This window comes from Xanthomonas hawaiiensis (assembly GCF_031834635.1).
Taxonomy (GTDB): Bacteria; Pseudomonadota; Gammaproteobacteria; order Xanthomonadales; family Xanthomonadaceae; genus Xanthomonas_A; species Xanthomonas_A sacchari.
The window spans coordinates 577214-594730 of record NZ_CP115873.1 but is presented as its reverse complement, the minus strand read 5'-3'; the positions used below and the strand labels follow the sequence as shown (position 1 = coordinate 594730).

At 69.6% G+C, this 17517-nt stretch carries 14 protein-coding genes; 6 read left to right on the top strand and 8 right to left on the bottom strand.

All coding sequences use genetic code 11. The annotated features are described in order from the left end of the window. Positions 1-119 precede the first annotated feature (119 nt). The 6 genes from PG878_RS02650 to tsaD all read right to left on the bottom strand — a co-directional run bounded on the left by PG878_RS02650 (position 120) and on the right by tsaD (position 7853). Positions 120-2297, bottom strand: a complete 2178-nt coding sequence (locus tag PG878_RS02650) for a glycoside hydrolase family 3 N-terminal domain-containing protein (RefSeq protein WP_209032297.1) — start codon at positions 2295-2297, stop codon at positions 120-122. A 255-nt stretch (positions 2298-2552) separates the two neighbouring features. Then, the gene (locus tag PG878_RS02645) at positions 2553-3494 is read right to left on the bottom strand and encodes an alpha-E domain-containing protein (RefSeq protein ID WP_209032298.1); all 942 of its coding nucleotides are present in this window, start codon (positions 3492-3494) and stop codon (positions 2553-2555) included. Then, positions 3494-4942 carry a circularly permuted type 2 ATP-grasp protein gene (locus tag PG878_RS02640; protein ID WP_209032299.1) on the bottom strand — a complete coding sequence of 483 codons (1449 nt, stop codon included), beginning with the start codon at positions 4940-4942 and terminating at the stop codon, positions 3494-3496. The genes PG878_RS02645 and PG878_RS02640 overlap by 1 nt, the downstream gene beginning before the upstream one ends. 79 nt (positions 4943-5021) lie before the next feature. After that, positions 5022-6224, bottom strand: a complete 1203-nt coding sequence (locus PG878_RS02635; RefSeq protein ID WP_244672726.1) for a mechanosensitive ion channel family protein — start codon at positions 6222-6224, stop codon at positions 5022-5024. A gap of 113 nt (positions 6225-6337) precedes the next feature. Further along, entirely contained in the window at positions 6338-6691 is a 354-nt protein-coding gene (folB, locus tag PG878_RS02630) for a dihydroneopterin aldolase (RefSeq protein ID WP_010341629.1), read from the bottom strand. A gap of 76 nt (positions 6692-6767) precedes the next feature. Continuing rightward, a complete protein-coding gene (gene tsaD, locus PG878_RS02625) occupies positions 6768-7853 on the bottom strand; it encodes a tRNA (adenosine(37)-N6)-threonylcarbamoyltransferase complex transferase subunit TsaD (RefSeq protein ID WP_209032300.1) in 1086 nt (361 codons plus the stop codon). Between the two features lie 122 nt (positions 7854-7975). Here tsaD and rpsU point away from each other — a divergent pair, with 122 nt between their 5' ends. From rpsU to dnaG, 4 genes are all read left to right on the top strand, one after another. Further along, positions 7976-8191: a 30S ribosomal protein S21 gene (gene rpsU / locus PG878_RS02620; RefSeq protein WP_003465342.1), complete on the top strand. Its 216-nt coding sequence runs from the start codon at positions 7976-7978 to the stop codon at positions 8189-8191. 245 nt (positions 8192-8436) lie between these two features. Then, on the top strand, positions 8437-8883 hold the full coding sequence (locus PG878_RS02615; RefSeq protein WP_010341627.1) for a GatB/YqeY domain-containing protein: 447 nt from the start codon (positions 8437-8439) through the stop codon (positions 8881-8883). A 132-nt stretch (positions 8884-9015) separates the two neighbouring features. Then, positions 9016-9930 carry a YihY/virulence factor BrkB family protein gene (locus PG878_RS02610; RefSeq protein ID WP_209032301.1) on the top strand — a complete coding sequence of 305 codons (915 nt, stop codon included), beginning with the start codon at positions 9016-9018 and terminating at the stop codon, positions 9928-9930. Positions 9931-10000: 70 nt separating this feature from the next. Beyond that, a complete protein-coding gene (gene dnaG / locus PG878_RS02605) occupies positions 10001-11743 on the top strand; it encodes a DNA primase (protein WP_209032302.1) in 1743 nt (580 codons plus the stop codon). Between the two features lie 21 nt (positions 11744-11764). On the opposite strand, the gene PG878_RS02600 is transcribed toward dnaG, so the two are convergent. After that, entirely contained in the window at positions 11765-12742 is a 978-nt protein-coding gene (locus PG878_RS02600) for a DUF6602 domain-containing protein (RefSeq protein ID WP_209032303.1), read from the bottom strand. A 23-nt stretch (positions 12743-12765) separates the two neighbouring features. Here PG878_RS02600 and PG878_RS02595 point away from each other — a divergent pair, with 23 nt between their 5' ends. Then, positions 12766-13803, top strand: coding sequence for a bile acid:sodium symporter family protein (locus PG878_RS02595; protein ID WP_311186013.1), 1038 nt, complete (start codon positions 12766-12768; stop codon positions 13801-13803). A 197-nt stretch (positions 13804-14000) separates the two neighbouring features. Next, on the top strand, positions 14001-15587 hold the full coding sequence (locus PG878_RS02590) for a thioredoxin family protein (RefSeq protein WP_209032305.1): 1587 nt from the start codon (positions 14001-14003) through the stop codon (positions 15585-15587). 156 nt (positions 15588-15743) lie between these two features. Here the strand turns inward: PG878_RS02590 and PG878_RS02585 are convergent, their stop codons facing one another. Continuing rightward, positions 15744-17480, bottom strand: a complete 1737-nt coding sequence (locus PG878_RS02585; protein WP_209032306.1) for a methyl-accepting chemotaxis protein — start codon at positions 17478-17480, stop codon at positions 15744-15746. Positions 17481-17517: the final 37 nt, after the last annotated feature.

The window sequence follows — 17517 nt, the reverse complement described above, 5'->3', positions numbered from 1 at the left end:
GTACACGGCAAGCATGCCGCGACCAGGGCGTGGCCGCGGTCACGGCACCGCGACGGGTCCGGTAGACACGTCGCGTATTCAAGAACGTCGGCGCGGCGGCCACGCCGCCACGCCCGTCATCAGCCCTGCGGCAGCAGCTCGAAGGCCACCGGCTCGCCGCTGGCCGAGGACGCGCACACCCACAGGTCGAACAGGCCCGGCTCGGCCACGCACTGCCCGTCGCGGCCGGTAAAGGCCAGCGCGTGGCGATCGAGAGTGAAGCGGACCTCCATGCCCTCGCCCGCCGCCAGCCGCACCTTGCGGAACGCCTTCAGCTCGCGCACCGGGCGCACCCGGCTGGCGACACGGTCGTGGATGTACAGCTGCACCACCTCCTCGCCCTCGCGTTCGCCGACGTTGTCGATGCGCGTGGTCACGGTCAGGGTGTCGTCCCAGCCGACCCGGGTGCGGTCGAGTTGCGGCGTGCCGTAGGCGAACCGCGTGTAGCCGAGGCCATGGCCGAACGGATACAGCGGCGCGTTCGGCACCTCGCGCCAGCGCGACTTGAACTCGCTCATCGTCGGCAGTTCCGGCCGGCCGGTGCGCGGGTGGTTGTAGAAGTACGGCTGCTGCCCGGCGTCGAGCGGGAAGCTCACCGGCAGGCGCGCGGACGGGTTGTAGTCGCCGAACAGCACGTCGGCCACCGCCGGACCGGTCTGCGTGCCCAGGTACCAGGTCACCGCGATCGCCGCGGCATCGCGCACCGCGCCCTGCAGCGCCAGCGCGCGGCCGTTGCGCAGCAGCACCACCAGCGGCGTGCCGGTGGCGGCGACCGCCTCGGCCAGCGCCTGCTGCGCCGGCGGCAGCACGATCTGCGTGCGCGACTGCGCCTCGCCGCTGTAGCGCTGCGGCTCGCCCAGCGCCAGCACCACCACGTCGGCAGCGCGCGCGGCGGCGACCGCCGCCTCGATGCCGCCATCCAGCGGCGCTTCCAGGCCGCAGCCGGGCACCACGCTCAGCGCCTGCGCGTCGTCCAGCGCGGCGCGCACGCCGGCTTCCAGGGTCACGTAGCGGCTCTTGTCGCCGAACAGGGTCCAGCAGCCCTCGATGTTGTCGCGGTCCTGCACGAACGGGCCGATCAACGCGATCTTCTGCCCCTGCTTGCGCAGCGGCAGCACCGGGCCGTCGTTCTTCAGCAGCACGATCGAACGCCGCGCCGCATCGCGCGCCAGCGCATCGTGCGCGGCGATGTGCGACGGGTCGGCCTCGCGCGCCGGGTCCAGCGAACGGTACGGATCGTCGAGCAGGCCGATCGCTTCCTTCAGTTCCAGCACGCGGCGCACCGATGCGTCCAGCAGCGCCATCGGCACCTCGCCGTCCTCCACCAGCGACGGCAGGTGCGCGGCGTAGAAGCCGCTCTGCATGCTCATGTCCATGCCGGCCAGGAACGCCTTCTTGGTCGCGTCGCGCTCGTCGGCGGCATAGCCGTGCGCGATCAGCTCCATGTCGGCGGTGTAGTCGGAGATCACCACGCCGGGGAATTTCCATTCGCCGCGCAAAATCTCGGTCAGCAGTTCGTGGTTGGCGCTGGCCGGCACGCCGTTGATGTCGTTGAAGGAGGTCATCACGCTCAGCGCGCCGGCGCCGAAGGCGGCCTGGAACGGCGGCAGGTGCACGTCGCGCAGGGTCTGCGGGGCGATGTCGACGCTCGCGTACTCCATGCCGGCGGCGACTGCGCCATAGGCGGCGAAATGCTTGGGCGTGGCCAGCAGCGCGTCGTCGGCACGCAGGTCCGGCCCATGGAAGCCGCGCACGCGTGCAGCGGCGAACGCGCAGCCCAGCACCACGTCCTCGCCAGCGCCCTCGGCACCGCGGCCCCAGCGCTGATCGCGGGCGATGTCCACCGCCGGCGCATAGGTCCAATGGATGCCGGCGGCGGTGGCCTCGACCGCGGTGGCGCGCGCGGTGCGCTCGGCCAGCTCCGGCTCGAAGCTGGCGGCCTCGCCCAGCGGGATCGGGAACACCGTGCGCATGCCGTGGATCACGTCCGCGGCCAGGATCACCGGGATCCCCAGCCGGCTCTCCTCCAGCGCCACCTGCTGGATGCGCCGCCCCAGTTCCGCGCCGACGCCGTTGAACAGCGAGCCGACCCGGCCGGCGCGCACCTGCTGCAGCACCTCGTCGGCATTGCGGACGTTGGCTTCCGGATTCACGTCGGGGGCGAACGGGCGCACCATGTCGGCGAAGACGCCGAGCTGGCCGACCTTCTCCTCGACGGTCATGCGGGCGATGAGCGATTCGATACGATCCGAAGCCATGGGGTCCTTTGAGAAAACGTTTACATAGCCGCCAATTCTAGCTCTGCGGCCAGTCGATGGGGCAAGTTCCGGCGCCGGAATCGCCTATTCATAAAACTGTCTACCGACCGGGTCCAGCCCGGCCGCCGCGCACCATACGCCTGCGGACGTATACCGCATAGGGGGGGAAGCGACGGGACGGCCCGGCCACGATGCCCCGCTGCACACGGCCGCGCCGCAACCGCCGGCCAGAGCGGCGGCGGCGCCCGCGGCGGCTCAGGAGCTGAAGTAAGCCTCGGCGATCGCGTTGTGCAGGTGGCCGAGGTGGGTCTGGATCTCGTCCATGAACCCGGCCGGGTTGTGCTGGGCCAGATAGGCCGGGTCGGCGTTGCGCACCAGCCCGCTGATGCGCATCAGCGCGCGCTCCACCGGCGGCCGCGGCGGCATGGTCGGCAGGATGTGCTGGGCGCGGACCAGGCAGAACTGCACGCTGCGCGGGAAATCGTTGTTCTGCAGCAGGAAGCGCAGCGCCTGCTCGCCGGTGACGCGCTGGCGCACGTGTCGCCGGTACATCTGGTAGGCGGCCTGCGCGCGCAGCACGCTCATCCACTGCATGGCCTGGTAGGCCTCGCGGTCGTCGGCCTTGCGCGGGGTGATCAGGCCCGAGGCGCCGGCATCGATGATGCGCGTGGTCATGTCGGCCTGCTCGATCGCCGTGCCCAGACGCAGGAACTGGAAGCCGATGTCGCGACTGACGTTGGCGGTCAGCAGCCCGGACACCTTCAGGCAGGCATCGGTGACATGGGACAGGAACTCCATGCGGTAGCGGCGGCCGACGCTGCGCTCGCCATTGGCGTCGATGTGCAGGTGCAGGTCGTTGACCGCTTCCCAGATTTCCTGCGGCAGGGTGTCGCGGATGCTGCGCAGCAGTTCGCGCGCGTACTGCACCGAACTGCGCAGCGAAGACGGGTTGCGCTCGTCCAGCAGCAGGAAGCGCACCACGTCGGCGTCGCCGACGTCGTCGCCGGCATTGGGGAACCACAGCGCGAAGATCTCGCCGGCGCCGACCGTGTCGATCATCGGCCGCCAGGCGAAGCGCACCGAGCGCGGCAGATCCAGCTGCAGCAGGCTGCCCACCCCGACCAGCCGCGCGGTGGTCTCGGCGCGGCGGATGTAGCGGCTGAACCAGTAGAGGTTGTCGGCAACGCGCGAGAGCATCAGTCCAGCTCCTCGTCCAGGTCCACCACCCAGGTGTCCTTGGCGCCGCCGCCCTGCGAGGAATTGACCACCAGCGAGCCCTCCTCCATCGCCACCCGGGTCAATCCGCCGGTGGTCACGTACACGTCCTCGCGCGAGAGGATGAACGGGCGCAGGTCCAGGTGCCGCGGCGCCGGCCCGGCCTCGGTCACGATCGGCGCGGTGGACAGGCCCAGGGTCGGCTGCGCCATGTAGTTGCGCGGGTCGGCCAGGATCAGCTTGCGGAACTGCTCGCGCTGGCGCGTGGTCGAGCGCGGGCCGATCAGCATGCCGTAGCCGCCGGACTCGTTGGCCGGCTTCACCACCAGTTCGTCCAGGTGCTCGAGCACGTACTGGCGGTCCTTGTCGTCGTGGCACAGGTAGCTGGGCACGTTCGGCAGGATCGGCTCCTCGTCCAGGTAGTAGCGGATCATCCTCGGCACGTAGGCGAACACCACCTTGTCGTCGGCCACGCCGGCACCCGGCGCATTGGCCAGCGCCACCTTGCCGGCGCGCCAGCTGCGGATCAGCCCGGCCACGCCCAGCACCGAATCGGCGCGGAACGCCTCCGGGTCCAGGAACAGGTCGTCGACCCGGCGGTAGATCACGTCGACCCGGCGCGGCCCGTACACGGTGCGCATGTAGGTGCAGTCGTCGTCGGCCACGAACAGGTCGTCGCCCTCGACCAGCTCGATGCCCATCGCCTGCGCCAGGTAGGCGTGTTCGAAATAGGCGCTGTTGAAGATGCCCGGGGTCAGCAGCGCGATCACCGGCTGGTCGCCCGGGCGCGGCGACAGCGCCGCCAGGGTGTCGTAGAGCTGCGCCGGGTAGTCGTCCACCGGCAGGATCGCGCTGGTCTCGAACAGCTCCGGGAACACCCGCTTGGCGACCATGCGGTTCTCGAGCATGTACGACACGCCGCTGGGGATGCGCAGGTTGTCCTCCAACGCATACAGGGTGCCGTCGGCGTCGCGCACCAGGTCCGAGCCGCACACGTGCGCCCACACCCCCAGTGCCGGGGTGATGCCCACGCACTGCGGGCGGAAGTTGACCGAGTGCTCCAGCAGCATCGCCGGAAACACCTTGTCCTTGACGATGCGCTGGGCGCCGTAGATGTCGCCGATGAACAGGTTGAGCGCGCGCATGCGCTGCTTCAGCCCGGCCTCGGTGCGCTGCCACTCGTGCAGCGGGATCACCCGCGGGATCAGGTCGAACGGCAGGGTGCGGTCGACGTTGCGGCCGTCGGAGTAGACGGTGAAGGTGATGCCCATGACCCGCGCGGCGACGTCGGCGGCGAGCTGGCGTTCGGACAATTCGCGTCCGCTGAGGCTGGACAGGTACTCGATGACCCGGCGCGCGGCCGGACGTGGCTGCCCATCGGACTGGATCAGCTCGTCGAAGGTGGCCGTGCGGTACTTGCTCCAGTCCATCGCGCCCCTTGTCGCTGCGGGCCGGCGGCGAGAGGCGCCGGCATGTTGTCCCGCAACATGCCCGCAGACGTGACAGCCGTCAAGCCGCCGGCGGCGGGACGGCGTCCGGGGCGCGGCGGATGCGCGCGCTGTCCATGAACATGGCGTCGCTGGAGGCCTGGAACACGCGCAGGTCGAAATTGGGCAGGATCGCCAGCAGGTGGTCGAACAGGTCCGCCTGGATCTGCTCGTACATCGCCCAGCGGGTGTCGTTGGCGAAGCAGTACAGCTCCAGCGGCAGGCCGTTGGCGCCCGGCTCCAGTTGCCGCACCAGCAGGGTCATGTCCTGGCGCACGTGCGGGCTGGCGCGCAGGTAGTGCTCGACGTAGGCGCGGAAGGTGCCGAGGTTGGTGATCCGGCGGCCGTTGATCGGCGCCACCCCGCGCTCGGCCAGCGCCCCGTTCCAGGCGCCGAGTTCGTCGCGCTTGCGGTCGATGTACTCGCGCAGCACGGTCAACTGCCGCATCTGCCCGATCTCGGCGGCGTCGAGGAAGCGCACGCTGTGCTGGTCCAGGTACAGCGCGCGCTTGATCCGGCGCCCGCCGGCCTCGCTCATCCCGCGCCAGTTCTTGAACGAGTCGCTGATCAGCTTCTTGGTCGGGATGGTGGTGATGGTCTTGTCCCAGTTCTGGACCTTGACCGTATGCAGCGCGATGTCGATCACGTCGCCGTCGGCGTTCTGCTGCGGCATCTCGATCCAGTCGCCGACGCGGACCATGTCGTTGGAGCTGATGGTGACGCTGGCCACCAGCGACAGCAGGGTGTCCTGGAACACCAGAATGAGCACCGCCATCATCGCGCCCACCCCCGACAGCAGGATCACCGGCGACTTGTCGACCAGCACCGACACCATCAGCACCGCCGCAACCACGCCAAGCACGATCTTGAGCAACTGCATGTAGCCCTTGATGGGCTTGTTGTGCGCGTCCGGGCGCCGCTCGTAGACGTGGTTGAGCAGGTCCAGCACCCGCGACAGGGCCAGCGCCACGGTCAGCACGATGAAGGCGGCGCAGACGTTGCGCACCACGCTGACCATGACCGCCGGCAGGTGCGGCACCGCGCCGATGCCCAAGGACAGCACCAGCGCCGGGATCACGTTGGCCAGGCGCGGGATCACGCTCAGCTTCACTTCCTTGTCGCTGAGCACGGTGGCGCGCAGCGCCCGCCGCAGCCCGCGCAGCAGGATCCGCTTGGTCACCCAGTTGGCCAGCCACGCCGCCAGCAGCAGCGCCACGATCACCATCGCGTCGTAGGCCCAGGGATACGGCGACAGGGTGTGCTGCAGGTCGGCGAAGAACGCCGCACCGGGAAGCGCCGACGGCGCGGCGCTGGCGAATGGCGGCAACACCTGCACCCTCATGCGCGGCTGCGCTCGATGATGACCCCCACCGCCTGCGCCCCGCGTACCGCGCCCGGCTTGCTCAGCTTCAGCCGCAGCCAGCGCACGTCGAATTCCTCCAGCACCATCGCCGCGCAGCGCTCGGCCAGGGTTTCCACCAGCCCGTAGCCGGACTGCTCGACCAGTTCCACCAGGCGCTTGCTCACCGCCTTGTAGTTGAGCGTATCGGCGATGTCGTCGCTGGCCGCGGGCTTGCGGTTGTCGAAGCCCATTTCCAGATCGAAGCGCAGCGTCTGCCGGATCCGCCGCTCCCAATCGTAGATGCCGATCAGCGCGTCGATTTCCAGACCTTCGATGAAGACTTTATCCATTGGGGCGGGGATTCGGGATTCGGGATTCGAGATTGGGGAATGGTAAGAGCAACGGCAAAAGCAGCGCGTGAGCCGCTTACGAATCCCGAATCCCCACTCCCGAATCCCGCGTTGCCGCCACCAGCGGCGGCAGCGTCGCCATATCCCAGCGCGGCGTCACCTGCACCGCGGACGCGGCATCGTGCAGGCCGGCCTGCAGGCGCAGGGCGCCGGCGAAGGCGATCATCGCGCCGTTGTCGGTGCACAGCGCCGGGCGCGGGAAGCAGGCGCGGCCGCCGCGGGCCTGCGCCATCGCCTGCAGCTTGGCGCGCAGGCGCAGGTTGGCGCCGACGCCGCCGGCGACCACGATGGTGTCGCTGCCGGCCGCCTCCAGCGCGCGCTCGCACTTGATCGCCAGCGTGTCCACCACCGCATCCTCGAAACCGCGGGCGATGTCGGCACGCACCGTCTCGGACTGGTCGCTGTCGCGCCAGGCCAGCAGCACCTGGGTCTTCAGTCCAGAGAAACTGAAGTCCAGGCCGGGCCGGTCGGTCATCGGCCGGGCGAAGCGGAACCGGCCCGAGGTGCCCTGCGTGGCCAGCGCCGCCAGTTGCGGGCCGCCCGGATACGGCAGCCCCATCAGCTTGGCGGTCTTGTCGAAGGCCTCGCCGGCGGCGTCGTCCAGGGTCTCGCCGAGCAGGCGGTAGCGGCCGATGGCCTCCACCGCGATCAGCTGGGTGTGGCCGCCGGAGACCAGCAGCGCCACGAACGGCGGCGCCGGCGCGCCGTGCACCGGATCCGGATCCTCCATCAGCGGCGCCAGCAGGTGGCCCTCCATGTGATGCACGCCGATCGCCGGCACCTCCAGCGCCCAGGCCAGGGCGCGGGCCACGCCGGCACCGACCAGCAGCGCGCCGACCAGGCCCGGGCCGGCGGTATAGGCCACCCCGTCCAGGTCGCGCACCTGCAGGCCGGCCTCGGCCAGGGTCTGGCGGATCAGCGGCAGCAGCTTGCGCACGTGGTCGCGGCTGGCCAGCTCCGGCACCACCCCGCCGTACTCGGCGTGCAGGGCGATCTGGCTATAGAGCGCGTGCGCACGCAGCGCGGCCGCCCCGGAGCGGGTGGTGTCGTAGACGGCGACGCCGGTTTCGTCGCAACTGGATTCGATGCCGAGAACGTTCATGGGGTGCATTGTGCGGCCGAATCGGCGGCAGGCCAAACGGGGTGCTTGCAGCCGCGAAATCTGTCGCTATAATGTGCGGCTCGCCGGGCCTGACCCGGTCACCATTGTGTCCCGGAGATTCCATGCCCAGCGTTAAAGTCCGCGAGAACGAGCCCTTCGAGTTTGCGCTCCGTCGCTTCAAGCGCACCTGCGAAAAGGCCGGCGTGCTGGCCGAAACCCGCAAGCGCGAGTTCTACGAAAAGCCGACCCAGGAACGCAAGCGCAAGGCCGCTGCCGCGGTGAAGCGCCAGCTGCGTCGCACCTCGCGCGACGTCACCAAGCGCCAGCGTCTGTACTGAGGATCGCGGCCTGCGGTAGCGGGGTGTGCCGGTTTCGGCATCCGCTACGGTAAGCCCACGAAGCCGGCACGCGTAAGCGTCGCCGGCTTTTTGTGCATCTGCCACTTTGGCCGGTCCGCCCCGCGCCAGGCATCGGTACTGCCCCAGTTCCCTCGGCGCCTGCGCGCCGCCTTGGCCACACGGCCTGCGCCGGCGCGCTTGCCTAGAATGCCCTTTCCCCTTTTCTCTTCCCTGTGGAGCCCCTCATGACCCTCAAGCAGCAGCTCACCGACGACATGAAGGCCGCGATGAAGTCCGGCGACAAGCACAGCCTGGGCGTGATCCGACTGATCAACGCCGCCATCAAGCAGAAGGAAGTGGACGAGCGCGTGGAGATGGACGACGCCGCGGTGATCGCGGTGATGGACAAGATGGTCAAGCAGCGCAAGGACTCGGTCAGCCAGTACCAGGCCGCCGGCCGCGACGACCTGGCCCAGGTGGAGCGCGAGGAGATCGTGGTGATCGAGCGCTACCTGCCGAGCAAGATGGGCGAGGCCGAGATCGTCGCCGCGATCCAGGCGGCGAAGGCGCAGACCGGCGCCGCCAGCCCGGCCGACATGGGCAAGCTGATGGCGGTGCTCAAGCCGATGCTCGCGGGCAAGGCCGACATGGGCCAGGTCTCGGTGCTGGTCAAGCAGCAACTGGCCGGCTAAGCGCACGCGCGGGCGCGGCGGGCTTCACCCGCCTTTCGATGCTGGGCTGCTACAACGCCCGGCAAGCCCGCGCCTCCTTCAGCGCGCAGTGCGGGACCGGCGTTGCGACGCCGCGCGTTGAAGGTCTCGCCCATGTCCCTGCCCCTGTCGTCCGATCGCCTGCACAAACATCTCGACCGCCTGCAGCAGAGCCTGCCGGCCGCGCTGGTGCGGCGCTTCGTCGAGATCGACGTGATGACCCAGGCGGCGTCGCTGTCGTTCTACGCGCTGCTGTCGCTGGCGCCGCTGCTGGTACTGCTGCTGTGGCTCACCGCCTCGCTGTACCCGCAGGCGCAGGAAGCGCTGATCGCGCAGATCGGGCAACTGGCCGGGCACGGCGCGCGCGAGGTCGCGCAGACGGTGATCGACAACGCCAAGAACCAGCCCAACATCGGCTCGCTGGCCGGGCTGTGGAGCACCCTGCTGCTGTTCGTCGGCGCCACCGCGGTGTTCGCACAGCTGCAGAACGCGCTGAACCTGATCTTCCGCACCGACAAGCAGCGCCTGGACGGCATCATGGCGTGGCTGAAGAAGCGCGTGTTCTCCTTCGGCGTGGTGCTGGGGCTGGGCTTTTTGCTGCTGATCTCGATGATCCTGACCACCGTGCTGCAGGTGGTGTTCGCGCGGATGCCCTCGCTGCTGCCGGCGGTCGGCTACGTCTCGACCCTGGCGATCTACGTGCTGGCCTTCGCGGTGCTCTACCACTACCTGCCCGACCGCCGGGTGCAATGGCGCCAGGCGGTCATCGGCGGCGCGATCACCGCCTGCCTGTTCGTGGCCGGGCGCTACGCGATCGGCCTGTACATCGCCACCGCCGCGCCGGGCAGCGCCTACGGCTCGATGGGCGCGCTGGTGATCCTGCTGGTGTGGATCTACTACGCCACCGTGGTGTTCTTCGTCGGCGCGCTGATCACCGCGGTGATCGACGAGCGCCTGCGCTCGCACGGCAAGCTGGTCGCCGCCGGAATCGACCCGCGCAGCGCGGCGCAGGCACCGCCGACGCCCTGATCGCACGGCGCTGAACCGCGCAGGCCGCGGCGCGCAGCGGGACGGCGCGCGCGCGTGGCATCCTATGCGGATGGCCCGCATCCCCGACGCATTCATCGACGACCTGCTCGCCCGCACCGACATCGTCGAGGTGGTCGGTACGCGCGTGCCGCTGAAGCGCCAGGGCAAGGAGTACGCGGCGCGCTGCCCGTTCCACGACGAGCGTTCGGCCTCGTTCACGGTGTCGCCGACCAAGCAGTTCTACCACTGCTTCGGCTGCGGCGCGCACGGCACCGCGATCAGCTTCCTGATGAACTACGACCGCCTCGAATTCCTCGACGCGGTCGACGAGCTGGCCAAGCGCGCCGGCATGGAAATTCCGCGCGACGCCCAGCAGCGTGGCGCAGCGCAGGCCGCCGGCGACGACCATCGCGACCTGTACTCTGCGCTGGAAGCGGCGGCGAAGTTCTTCCAGCGCCAGTTCGACGGCAGCGACAAAGCGCGCGCCTACCTGGACGGCCGCGGCGTGGACGCGGAGAACCGCGCGCGCTTCCAGATCGGCTACGCCCCGGACGGCTACAGCGCGCTGAAGGACGCGCTGGGCACCGACGAGCGCCGGCTCAAGCTGCTGGACCGCGCCGGGCTGTTCTCCAAGAACGACCGCGGCCACGTCTACGACAAGTTCCGCGACCGGGTGATGTTCCCGATCTTCGACCGCCGCGGCCGGGTCATCGCCTTCGGCGGCCGCGTGCTCGACAAGAACGACGGCCCCAAGTACCTGAACTCGCCGGAGACCGCGCTGTTCCACAAGGGCCGCGAACTGTACGGCCTGTGGCAGGTGCGCCAGGCCAACCAGAAGATCGAGCGGCTGATCGTGGTCGAGGGCTACATGGACGTGGTCTCGCTGTTCCAGTTCGGCGTCACCCAGGCGGTGGCGACGCTGGGCACCGCGACCACGCCGGACCATGCCGAACTGCTGTTTCGCAACGCGCCGGACGTGTTCTTCTGCTTCGATGGCGACGCCGCCGGCCGCCGCGCCGGCTGGAAGGCGCTGGAATCGGTGCTGCCGCGCATGAAGGACGGACGCCAGGCGTTCTTCCTGTTCCTGCCCGACGGCGAGGACCCGGACACCATCGTGCGCAAGGAAGGCGCCGCGGCCTTCGACGCGCGGCTGACCCAGGCCACGCCGCTGTCGCAGTTCTTCTTCGACGAACTTTCGCGCGAGATCAACCTCGGCACGCTCGACGGCAAGGCGCGCCTGGCCGAACGCGCGCGGCCGATGCTGGCGCAGATTCCCGACGGCGCCTTCGGCGATCTGATGCGCCAGCGCCTGGCCGAACTCACCGGCATCGGCGCCGCCGCACCGGCGGCCGCCACGGCCGCGGAGAGCCGGCCGCCGCCGCGCGCACCGCGCCCGGCGCACAAGCGCAGCCTGGTCCGCGAGGCGATCGTGCGCCTGCTGCAGGCACCGTCGCTGGCGCTGGACCTGCCGCCGCCCTACCCGTTCGCCGGCCTGCGCCTGCCCGGCATCGAACTGATGATCGAGCTGCTGCAGATCGTGCATGCGCGCCCGGAAATCACCACCGGCGCCCTGCTCGAACACTTCCACGAACGCGAGGAACTGGCCGCGCTGCAGAAGCTGGCGGTGCAGGAAATCGCTGGCGAGACCGCCAGCTGGCGCCAGGAGCTGCACGACGTGGTCGTGCAGCTGGAAAAGCAGACGCTGCAGCAACGCCTGGACGAACTGCAGGCCAAGCAACGCGCGCAAGGCCTGGACGAGACCGACAAGTACGAGCTGCGGGAACTGTTGAAGGCGCGCGCAGGGCTGCATTGAGGGCAACCGCGGCCCTGGCCGCTAACTCAACTGCGTGTAGACGAACTCCAGCGGATGGCCGTCATCCAGGTGCGCAACGGAAGAAAATTCGTAGATCCAGGTCCGCGCCGCCGACGCCGCGCATTCGGCGGCGAACATGAGGATATGTAAGGCGTCGTCGCTGGCCGGAAGCCAGCGCCATCCGCAATCGACCTGCCCCCGTCGCGGGTAGAAATAGGGCACGTTGCGCCACTGGCCATCATCGCCGGTGACCGCGCTGTAGTACGAAAGCAGCCCGTCCTGCAGGCTCAACAACAGATTGTGGCGCAGGTGGTAGTTACCGACCGAACGCGGATAGAGCTTGGCGAGCGCTCTGTGGAATCCATCGCTGTCGGGGGCTTCCCCGCTGGGCCACTCGATGCGCTCGCAGACGAGAAACGTCACCAGATTCTGCTGCTCGACCAGATCCGGCTGGAACAGGCCCCGCCGGAGCGCTTCGAGCGCCGGCGGGGCGATGCTCTGCGACCTCGCCGCTTCCCACAGCCTGAACACCGCATCGACCGGTGCCACCGGCAGGCCGGGCGGACAGTGCGCCGCCCGCAGGCGCTTGGTTTCGGCGAGTTTCTGCAAGGCCTCGCAGAGCGCGGAGAATTTCAAGGCCGACTTGACCTCGCCGACCGCCGCACAGGTTTCCGTCGGGAAGAACACCCGCCCGCCCGCCAGATCGAGGCTGGGCGTGGCGTCGCGATCATAGATGACGAGATCGCATTGCGTGCTGCTGGGCTGCTGTGGCGTACTCAAGAACCCGCTGCCGATGGACAGGCGCGACGGCAAGTGCGAGGCCAGCAACGTGCGCAGCAACTGTTCGCGGTAGATACCGAACTCCCCAGCATGGAGCAAGCCGTTGTGCTGCTCCTCGTCACGAAACAGATGCCGGCTGATCGTGAGGTAGTCGTCACGAAATTTTTTCGCTGTGTTCAAGGCTAGCGCCTGCATGGCATGAGACGTAGTGGTGTCCATGGAAGCCTTCCTTCATCGCCGACATGGGAGAATGCCAGTTCGTACCGCCGCTTTTTATCCCCCACCATCACAGCATGAAGACCTTTCTCGCGCGCCTGCGCATCGAACCGTTCACCCTGGCGCTGCTGTGCACGGTGCTGCTCGCCTCGCTGCTGCCGGTGCAGGGGCGCGCGGCGTCGGTGATGGACGTGGTCACCGACCTGGCGATCGCCGCGCTGTTCTTCCTGCATGGCGCGCGGCTGTCGCGCGAGGCCATCGTCGCCGGCGCGCTGCACTGGCGCCTGCACCTGACCATCTTCGCCGCCACCTTCATCCTGTTCCCGCTGCTCGGCCTGCTGTTCAAGCCGTTGTCGCACTGGCTGCTGACCCCGGACCTGTACATCGGCGTGCTGTTCCTGTGCACGCTGCCGTCCACGGTGCAGTCGTCGATCGCCTTCACCTCGATGGCCGGCGGCAACGTGCCGGCGGCGGTGTGCAGCGCCTCGCTGTCGAGCCTGCTCGGGGTGTTCCTGACGCCGATGCTGATGGGCCTGCTGGGCGGCGCGCAGAGCGCCATGTCCAATCCGCTGGAGGCCATGGGCAAGATCATGCTGCAACTGCTGGTGCCGTTCGTCGCCGGCCACCTGTTGCAGCGCTGGATCGGCGGTTGGGTCGAGCGCCGCCGTGCGGTGCTGCGCTACACCGACCAGAGCACCATCCTGCTGGTGGTGTACACCGCCTTCAGTGCGGCCGTGGTCGAAGGCCTGTGGCGCAAGACGCCGCTGCCGGCGCTGCTCGGCGTGGCCGTGGTCGGCGCGGTGCTGCTGGCGCTGGCGATGACGTTGATCACCTTCGGTGCGCGGCGCCTAGGCTTTTCCCGCGAGGACGAGATCCCGATCATGTTCTGCGGCTCCAAGAAGAGCCTGGCCACCGGCGTGCCGATGGCCAAGGTGCTGTTCGCCAGCGGCAGCCTCGGCGCGATCGTGTTGCCGGTGATGATCTACCACCAGATCCAGTTGATCGTCTGCGCGGTGATCGCGCAGCGTTACGCGCGCACCGCGAAGGCGGAAGCGAAGCCGTAGCGGGCGGCGGCCAGGCATGCGGCGGCCATGCCGCCCAGCGCGCCGGCACGAACGCGGACGAGCCGCTCCGCCGTCGGGGCACCGCGACGGGCGGCATATGCAGATGCGCAGGCGGCATGTGCAAGCGCGGCAGGGGCTGCGTACAGTAGACGGCCGGCACGGCCGGCGCCGTGCCTCCCTCCCCACCCGGTGCCCCCATGAGCCGCATGTTCCGCCGTTCCGCGACGATCTCCGCCAGCCTGGCCGCGCTGCTGGCGCTGGGCGCCTGCCAGCAACCGCCCGCACCGGCCGCGCCCAAGGCCGCCACGCCGGCGCCCGCCGCCGATAGCGCCGGCATCGCCTGGCGCGAGGGCGACGTCGACGACGCCTTCGCCGAAGCGCGCGAACACGACAAGCCGGTGCTGCTGTACTGGGGCGCCGCGTGGTGCCCGCCGTGCAACCGGCTCAAGGCCACGCTGTTCAAGGACCCGGCGTTCATCGCCCGCACCCGCGCCTTCGTCGCGGTGCACCTGGACGGCGATTCGGAAGGCGCCCAGGCGTGGGGCGAACGCTTCGGCATCAAGGGCTATCCGACCATCATCGTGCTGCGCCCGGACCGCACCGAGATCACCCGCCTGGCCGGCGACAGCGATACCGTGCGCCTGGCCGAGGCCCTGCGCGTGGCCGCGACCCGCACCACCACCTCGGCGCAGTTGCTGCAGCAGGCGCTAACGGCGCCGGCCACGCTCGGCGCCGACGACTGGACCCTGCTCGGCGAATACGGCTGGGCGGTGGATGCGGCGCAATTGGTCAAGCCGGGTGAGGCGGCCGAGGTGCTCACGCGGCTGGCCGCCGCCGCGCCGCAGCCGGCATTGCAGCGCCGTTTCGCGCTGCAGGCGCTGGCGGCGCAGGATCCGGCCAAGGCTGCCGCCGTGAACGCCAGGCACCGCGCCGCCGATCGCGCCCTGCTGCAGGCAGTGCTGGCCGATCCGGCCGAGATGCGCGCCAATCGCAGCACGCTGACCTATGCGGCGCGCGAGCTGGTGCAGGCCGCGGCCAGCGACGCCGCCGAGCGCACCGCGCTGTCGAGCGCGCTGACCCATGCGCTGGACCAGGTCTACGCCGACAGCAGCCTGCCGATCAGCGATCGCCTGGACACCGCCGCCGCGGACATCGCCCTGGCGCGGTTGGCGCAAGGCCAGCCGGCCGAGGCCGGCGACGGTCCGCATCCGCCGCTGCCGCCCGCGGTGGTCGCCAAGGTGCAGCAGCGCGTGCAATGGGCCGAGCAGGCCGCCAAGACCGACTACGAACGGCAGTCCACCATCAGCACCGCTGCCGGCCTGCTGGACGAGGCCGGCGACAGCGCGGGCGCCGAACAACTGCTGCTGGCCGAGCTTCAGCGCAGCAAGACCCCGTATTACTACATGCCGGAACTGGCCAGCCTGGCCGAGGCACGCGGCGACAAGCAAACGGCGCTGTTCTGGCTGAAGAAGGCCTACGAGAGCGCGCAAGGCCCCGCCACCCGCGTGCAATGGGGCGTGCTCTACGTCGATGGGCTGATCCGGCTGCAGCCAGACAATGCGGCCGCGATCGAGGCGGCCGCCGGACAGGTCATTGGGGAACTCGCCGGCCAGCCCGACGGCTATCACCAGCGCACCCGGCAGCGCTTCGACACCCTGGCCAAGACCCTGCAGGCCTGGAGCAAGGGCCACGACGGCAGCGCGGTACTCGCGCGGCTGCAGCACAAGATGCAGGAAAGTTGCGGCAGCCAGGAGCGCGACAGCTGCCAGCATTGGCTGGGGTGAGGGCGTAAGACGCGGCACCCGCGACGGCACTGCAACGCGCCATCGGCAACCGCCGGCGCACTGCACTGCCGCCACGCTTCCGAGATCCGGATGGACCGGCTGGCATGCCTCGCGCAGCGGCGCGCAACCACGCGCCGTGCGCTCAACCGCTCCCGATCAGGCCGCCACGCGGGCCGGCGCCACCGGCTGACCGGCGCCCTGGCTGCCGGGGCGGCGGCCGCTGCCGGTATGCGCATTCAGGCCTTGCGCCTGCCCTTCCAGCGCGCGCGCGGCCTCGGCCATCTTTTCGACCAGCGCCGCGTTCTGCTGGGTGGCGGTATCCATCTGCACCACGATCTGGTTGACCTGGCCGATGCCGGCGCTCTGTTCGCGGCTGGCGCCGGCGATGTCAGTCATGATGCGCTGCACTTCGCGCACCGAACCCAGCAGTTCTTCCATGGTGGCGCCGGCGCGCGCGACCAGCGTCGAACCGCGGCCGACCTGGTCGCTGGAACTGGCGATCAGCCCACGCACCTCCTTGGCCGCGTCCGCACAACGCTGAGCCAGGCTGCGCACTTCGGTGGCGACCACGGCAAAGCCGCGACCCTGCTCGCCGGCGCGCGCCGCTTCCACCGCCGCGTTCAAGGCGAGAATGTTGGTCTGGAAGGCGATGCCGTCGATCACGCTGATGATGTCGGCGATCTTGCGCGACGCGCTCTCGATGCCGGCCATGGTCTGGACCACGTCGCGCACCACATCGCCGCCGCGCTGGGCGACATCGCTGGCGCCGTCCACCAGGCGGTTGGCGTGGCCGACGTGCTCGACATTGCGCTGCACGGTGCCGGTGATCTCTTCCATCGAGCTAGCCGCCTCTTCCAGCGCCGCGGCCTGCTGCTCGGTGCGACGGGCCAGGTCGCTGTTGTCGTCGACCATTTCCGCGGCGGCCGTCTGCAGGGTATGCGCGGCTTCGCCGAGCTGGCGCGCTGCATGGATGTCCAGCAACGCGCCGACCGCGCGCAGCGGGGTGCCATCGGCGGCGCGCTTGGTCAGGCCACGCGCGCGGAACCAGCGGTACTCGCCGTTCTTCAGCTGCAGGCGGTATTCGATATCGAAGCCGGTACGGCCGGTGCGGTCGTTGAGGTGCGCGGCGAACGCGTTGAGCGCGAATTGCGCGTCTTCCGGATGCAGGCGCGAGGACCAGCTGTCGAGCACGTTGGGGAACTCGGCCTCGGAGGCGAAGCCCAGCAGCGAGCGGAACTGCGGCGACCACCAGAACTCGTTGGACGGATTGATCGGATCGCCGGCGATCACGCTCATGTCCCACAGGCCGTCGTTGAGCATGTCCGCGCCCAGTTCGAAGCGGGTCAGGACCACGTCCAGGAACGCCTCGCGTTCGCGCCGCTCGGTGATGTCGGTGAGCGCGCCGGCCACGCGCAACGGCGTGCCCTGGGTATCGCGCTGGGTGGTGCCAAGCGCGCGGAACCAGCGGTATTGGCCGTTCTTCAGCTGCAGCCGGTACTCCACGTCGTACGGGGTCTGGCCGCTGCGGTCGGCCAGATGCGCGGCGAACGCGTCCAGCGTGGCCTGCTTGTCTTCCGGATGCAGGCGCGAGGCCCAGCTGTCGAGCACATTGGGGAAGTCGAGCTCGGAAGAGAAGCCCAGCATCGCGCGGAACTGCGACGACCACCAGAATTCGTTGGCCGGGTTGATCGGATCGCCGGCGATCACGCTCATGTCCCACAGGCCGTCGGTGGTGCCAGCGGTGACAAGATCGAAGCGGCCGCGCAGATAGTCCAGATCGCCGCGGACGCTGTCGGCCTGCGCGCGCACGCGATCACGCTCGGCCTCGGCCTCGCGCAGGCGCTCGGTCAGTGCCTGCAGCTTCGCCGCTTCTTGCTTGCTCTTGCCCCACATGGATGTCTCCGCGGCTTTGCCGATTTTTGTCGTTCGC

Coding starts and splice junctions, on each gene's coding strand:
- PG878_RS02650 (WP_209032297.1), bottom strand. CDS start 2,297: ATGGCTTCGGATCGTATCGAATCGCTCATCGCCCGCATGACCGTCGAG.
- PG878_RS02645 (WP_209032298.1), bottom strand. CDS start 3,494: ATGCTCTCGCGCGTTGCCGACAACCTCTACTGGTTCAGCCGCTACATC.
- PG878_RS02640 (WP_209032299.1), bottom strand. CDS start 4,942: ATGGACTGGAGCAAGTACCGCACGGCCACCTTCGACGAGCTGATCCAG.
- PG878_RS02635 (WP_244672726.1), bottom strand. CDS start 6,224: ATGGTGATCGTGGCGCTGCTGCTGGCGGCGTGGCTGGCCAACTGGGTG.
- folB (WP_010341629.1), bottom strand. CDS start 6,691: ATGGATAAAGTCTTCATCGAAGGTCTGGAAATCGACGCGCTGATCGGC.
- tsaD (WP_209032300.1), bottom strand. CDS start 7,853: ATGAACGTTCTCGGCATCGAATCCAGTTGCGACGAAACCGGCGTCGCC.
- rpsU (WP_003465342.1), top strand. CDS start 7,976: ATGCCCAGCGTTAAAGTCCGCGAGAACGAGCCCTTCGAGTTTGCGCTC.
- PG878_RS02615 (WP_010341627.1), top strand. CDS start 8,437: ATGACCCTCAAGCAGCAGCTCACCGACGACATGAAGGCCGCGATGAAG.
- PG878_RS02610 (WP_209032301.1), top strand. CDS start 9,016: ATGTCCCTGCCCCTGTCGTCCGATCGCCTGCACAAACATCTCGACCGC.
- dnaG (WP_209032302.1), top strand. CDS start 10,001: ATGGCCCGCATCCCCGACGCATTCATCGACGACCTGCTCGCCCGCACC.
- PG878_RS02600 (WP_209032303.1), bottom strand. CDS start 12,742: ATGGACACCACTACGTCTCATGCCATGCAGGCGCTAGCCTTGAACACA.
- PG878_RS02595 (WP_311186013.1), top strand. CDS start 12,766: ATGGGAGAATGCCAGTTCGTACCGCCGCTTTTTATCCCCCACCATCAC.
- PG878_RS02590 (WP_209032305.1), top strand. CDS start 14,001: ATGAGCCGCATGTTCCGCCGTTCCGCGACGATCTCCGCCAGCCTGGCC.
- PG878_RS02585 (WP_209032306.1), bottom strand. CDS start 17,480: ATGTGGGGCAAGAGCAAGCAAGAAGCGGCGAAGCTGCAGGCACTGACC.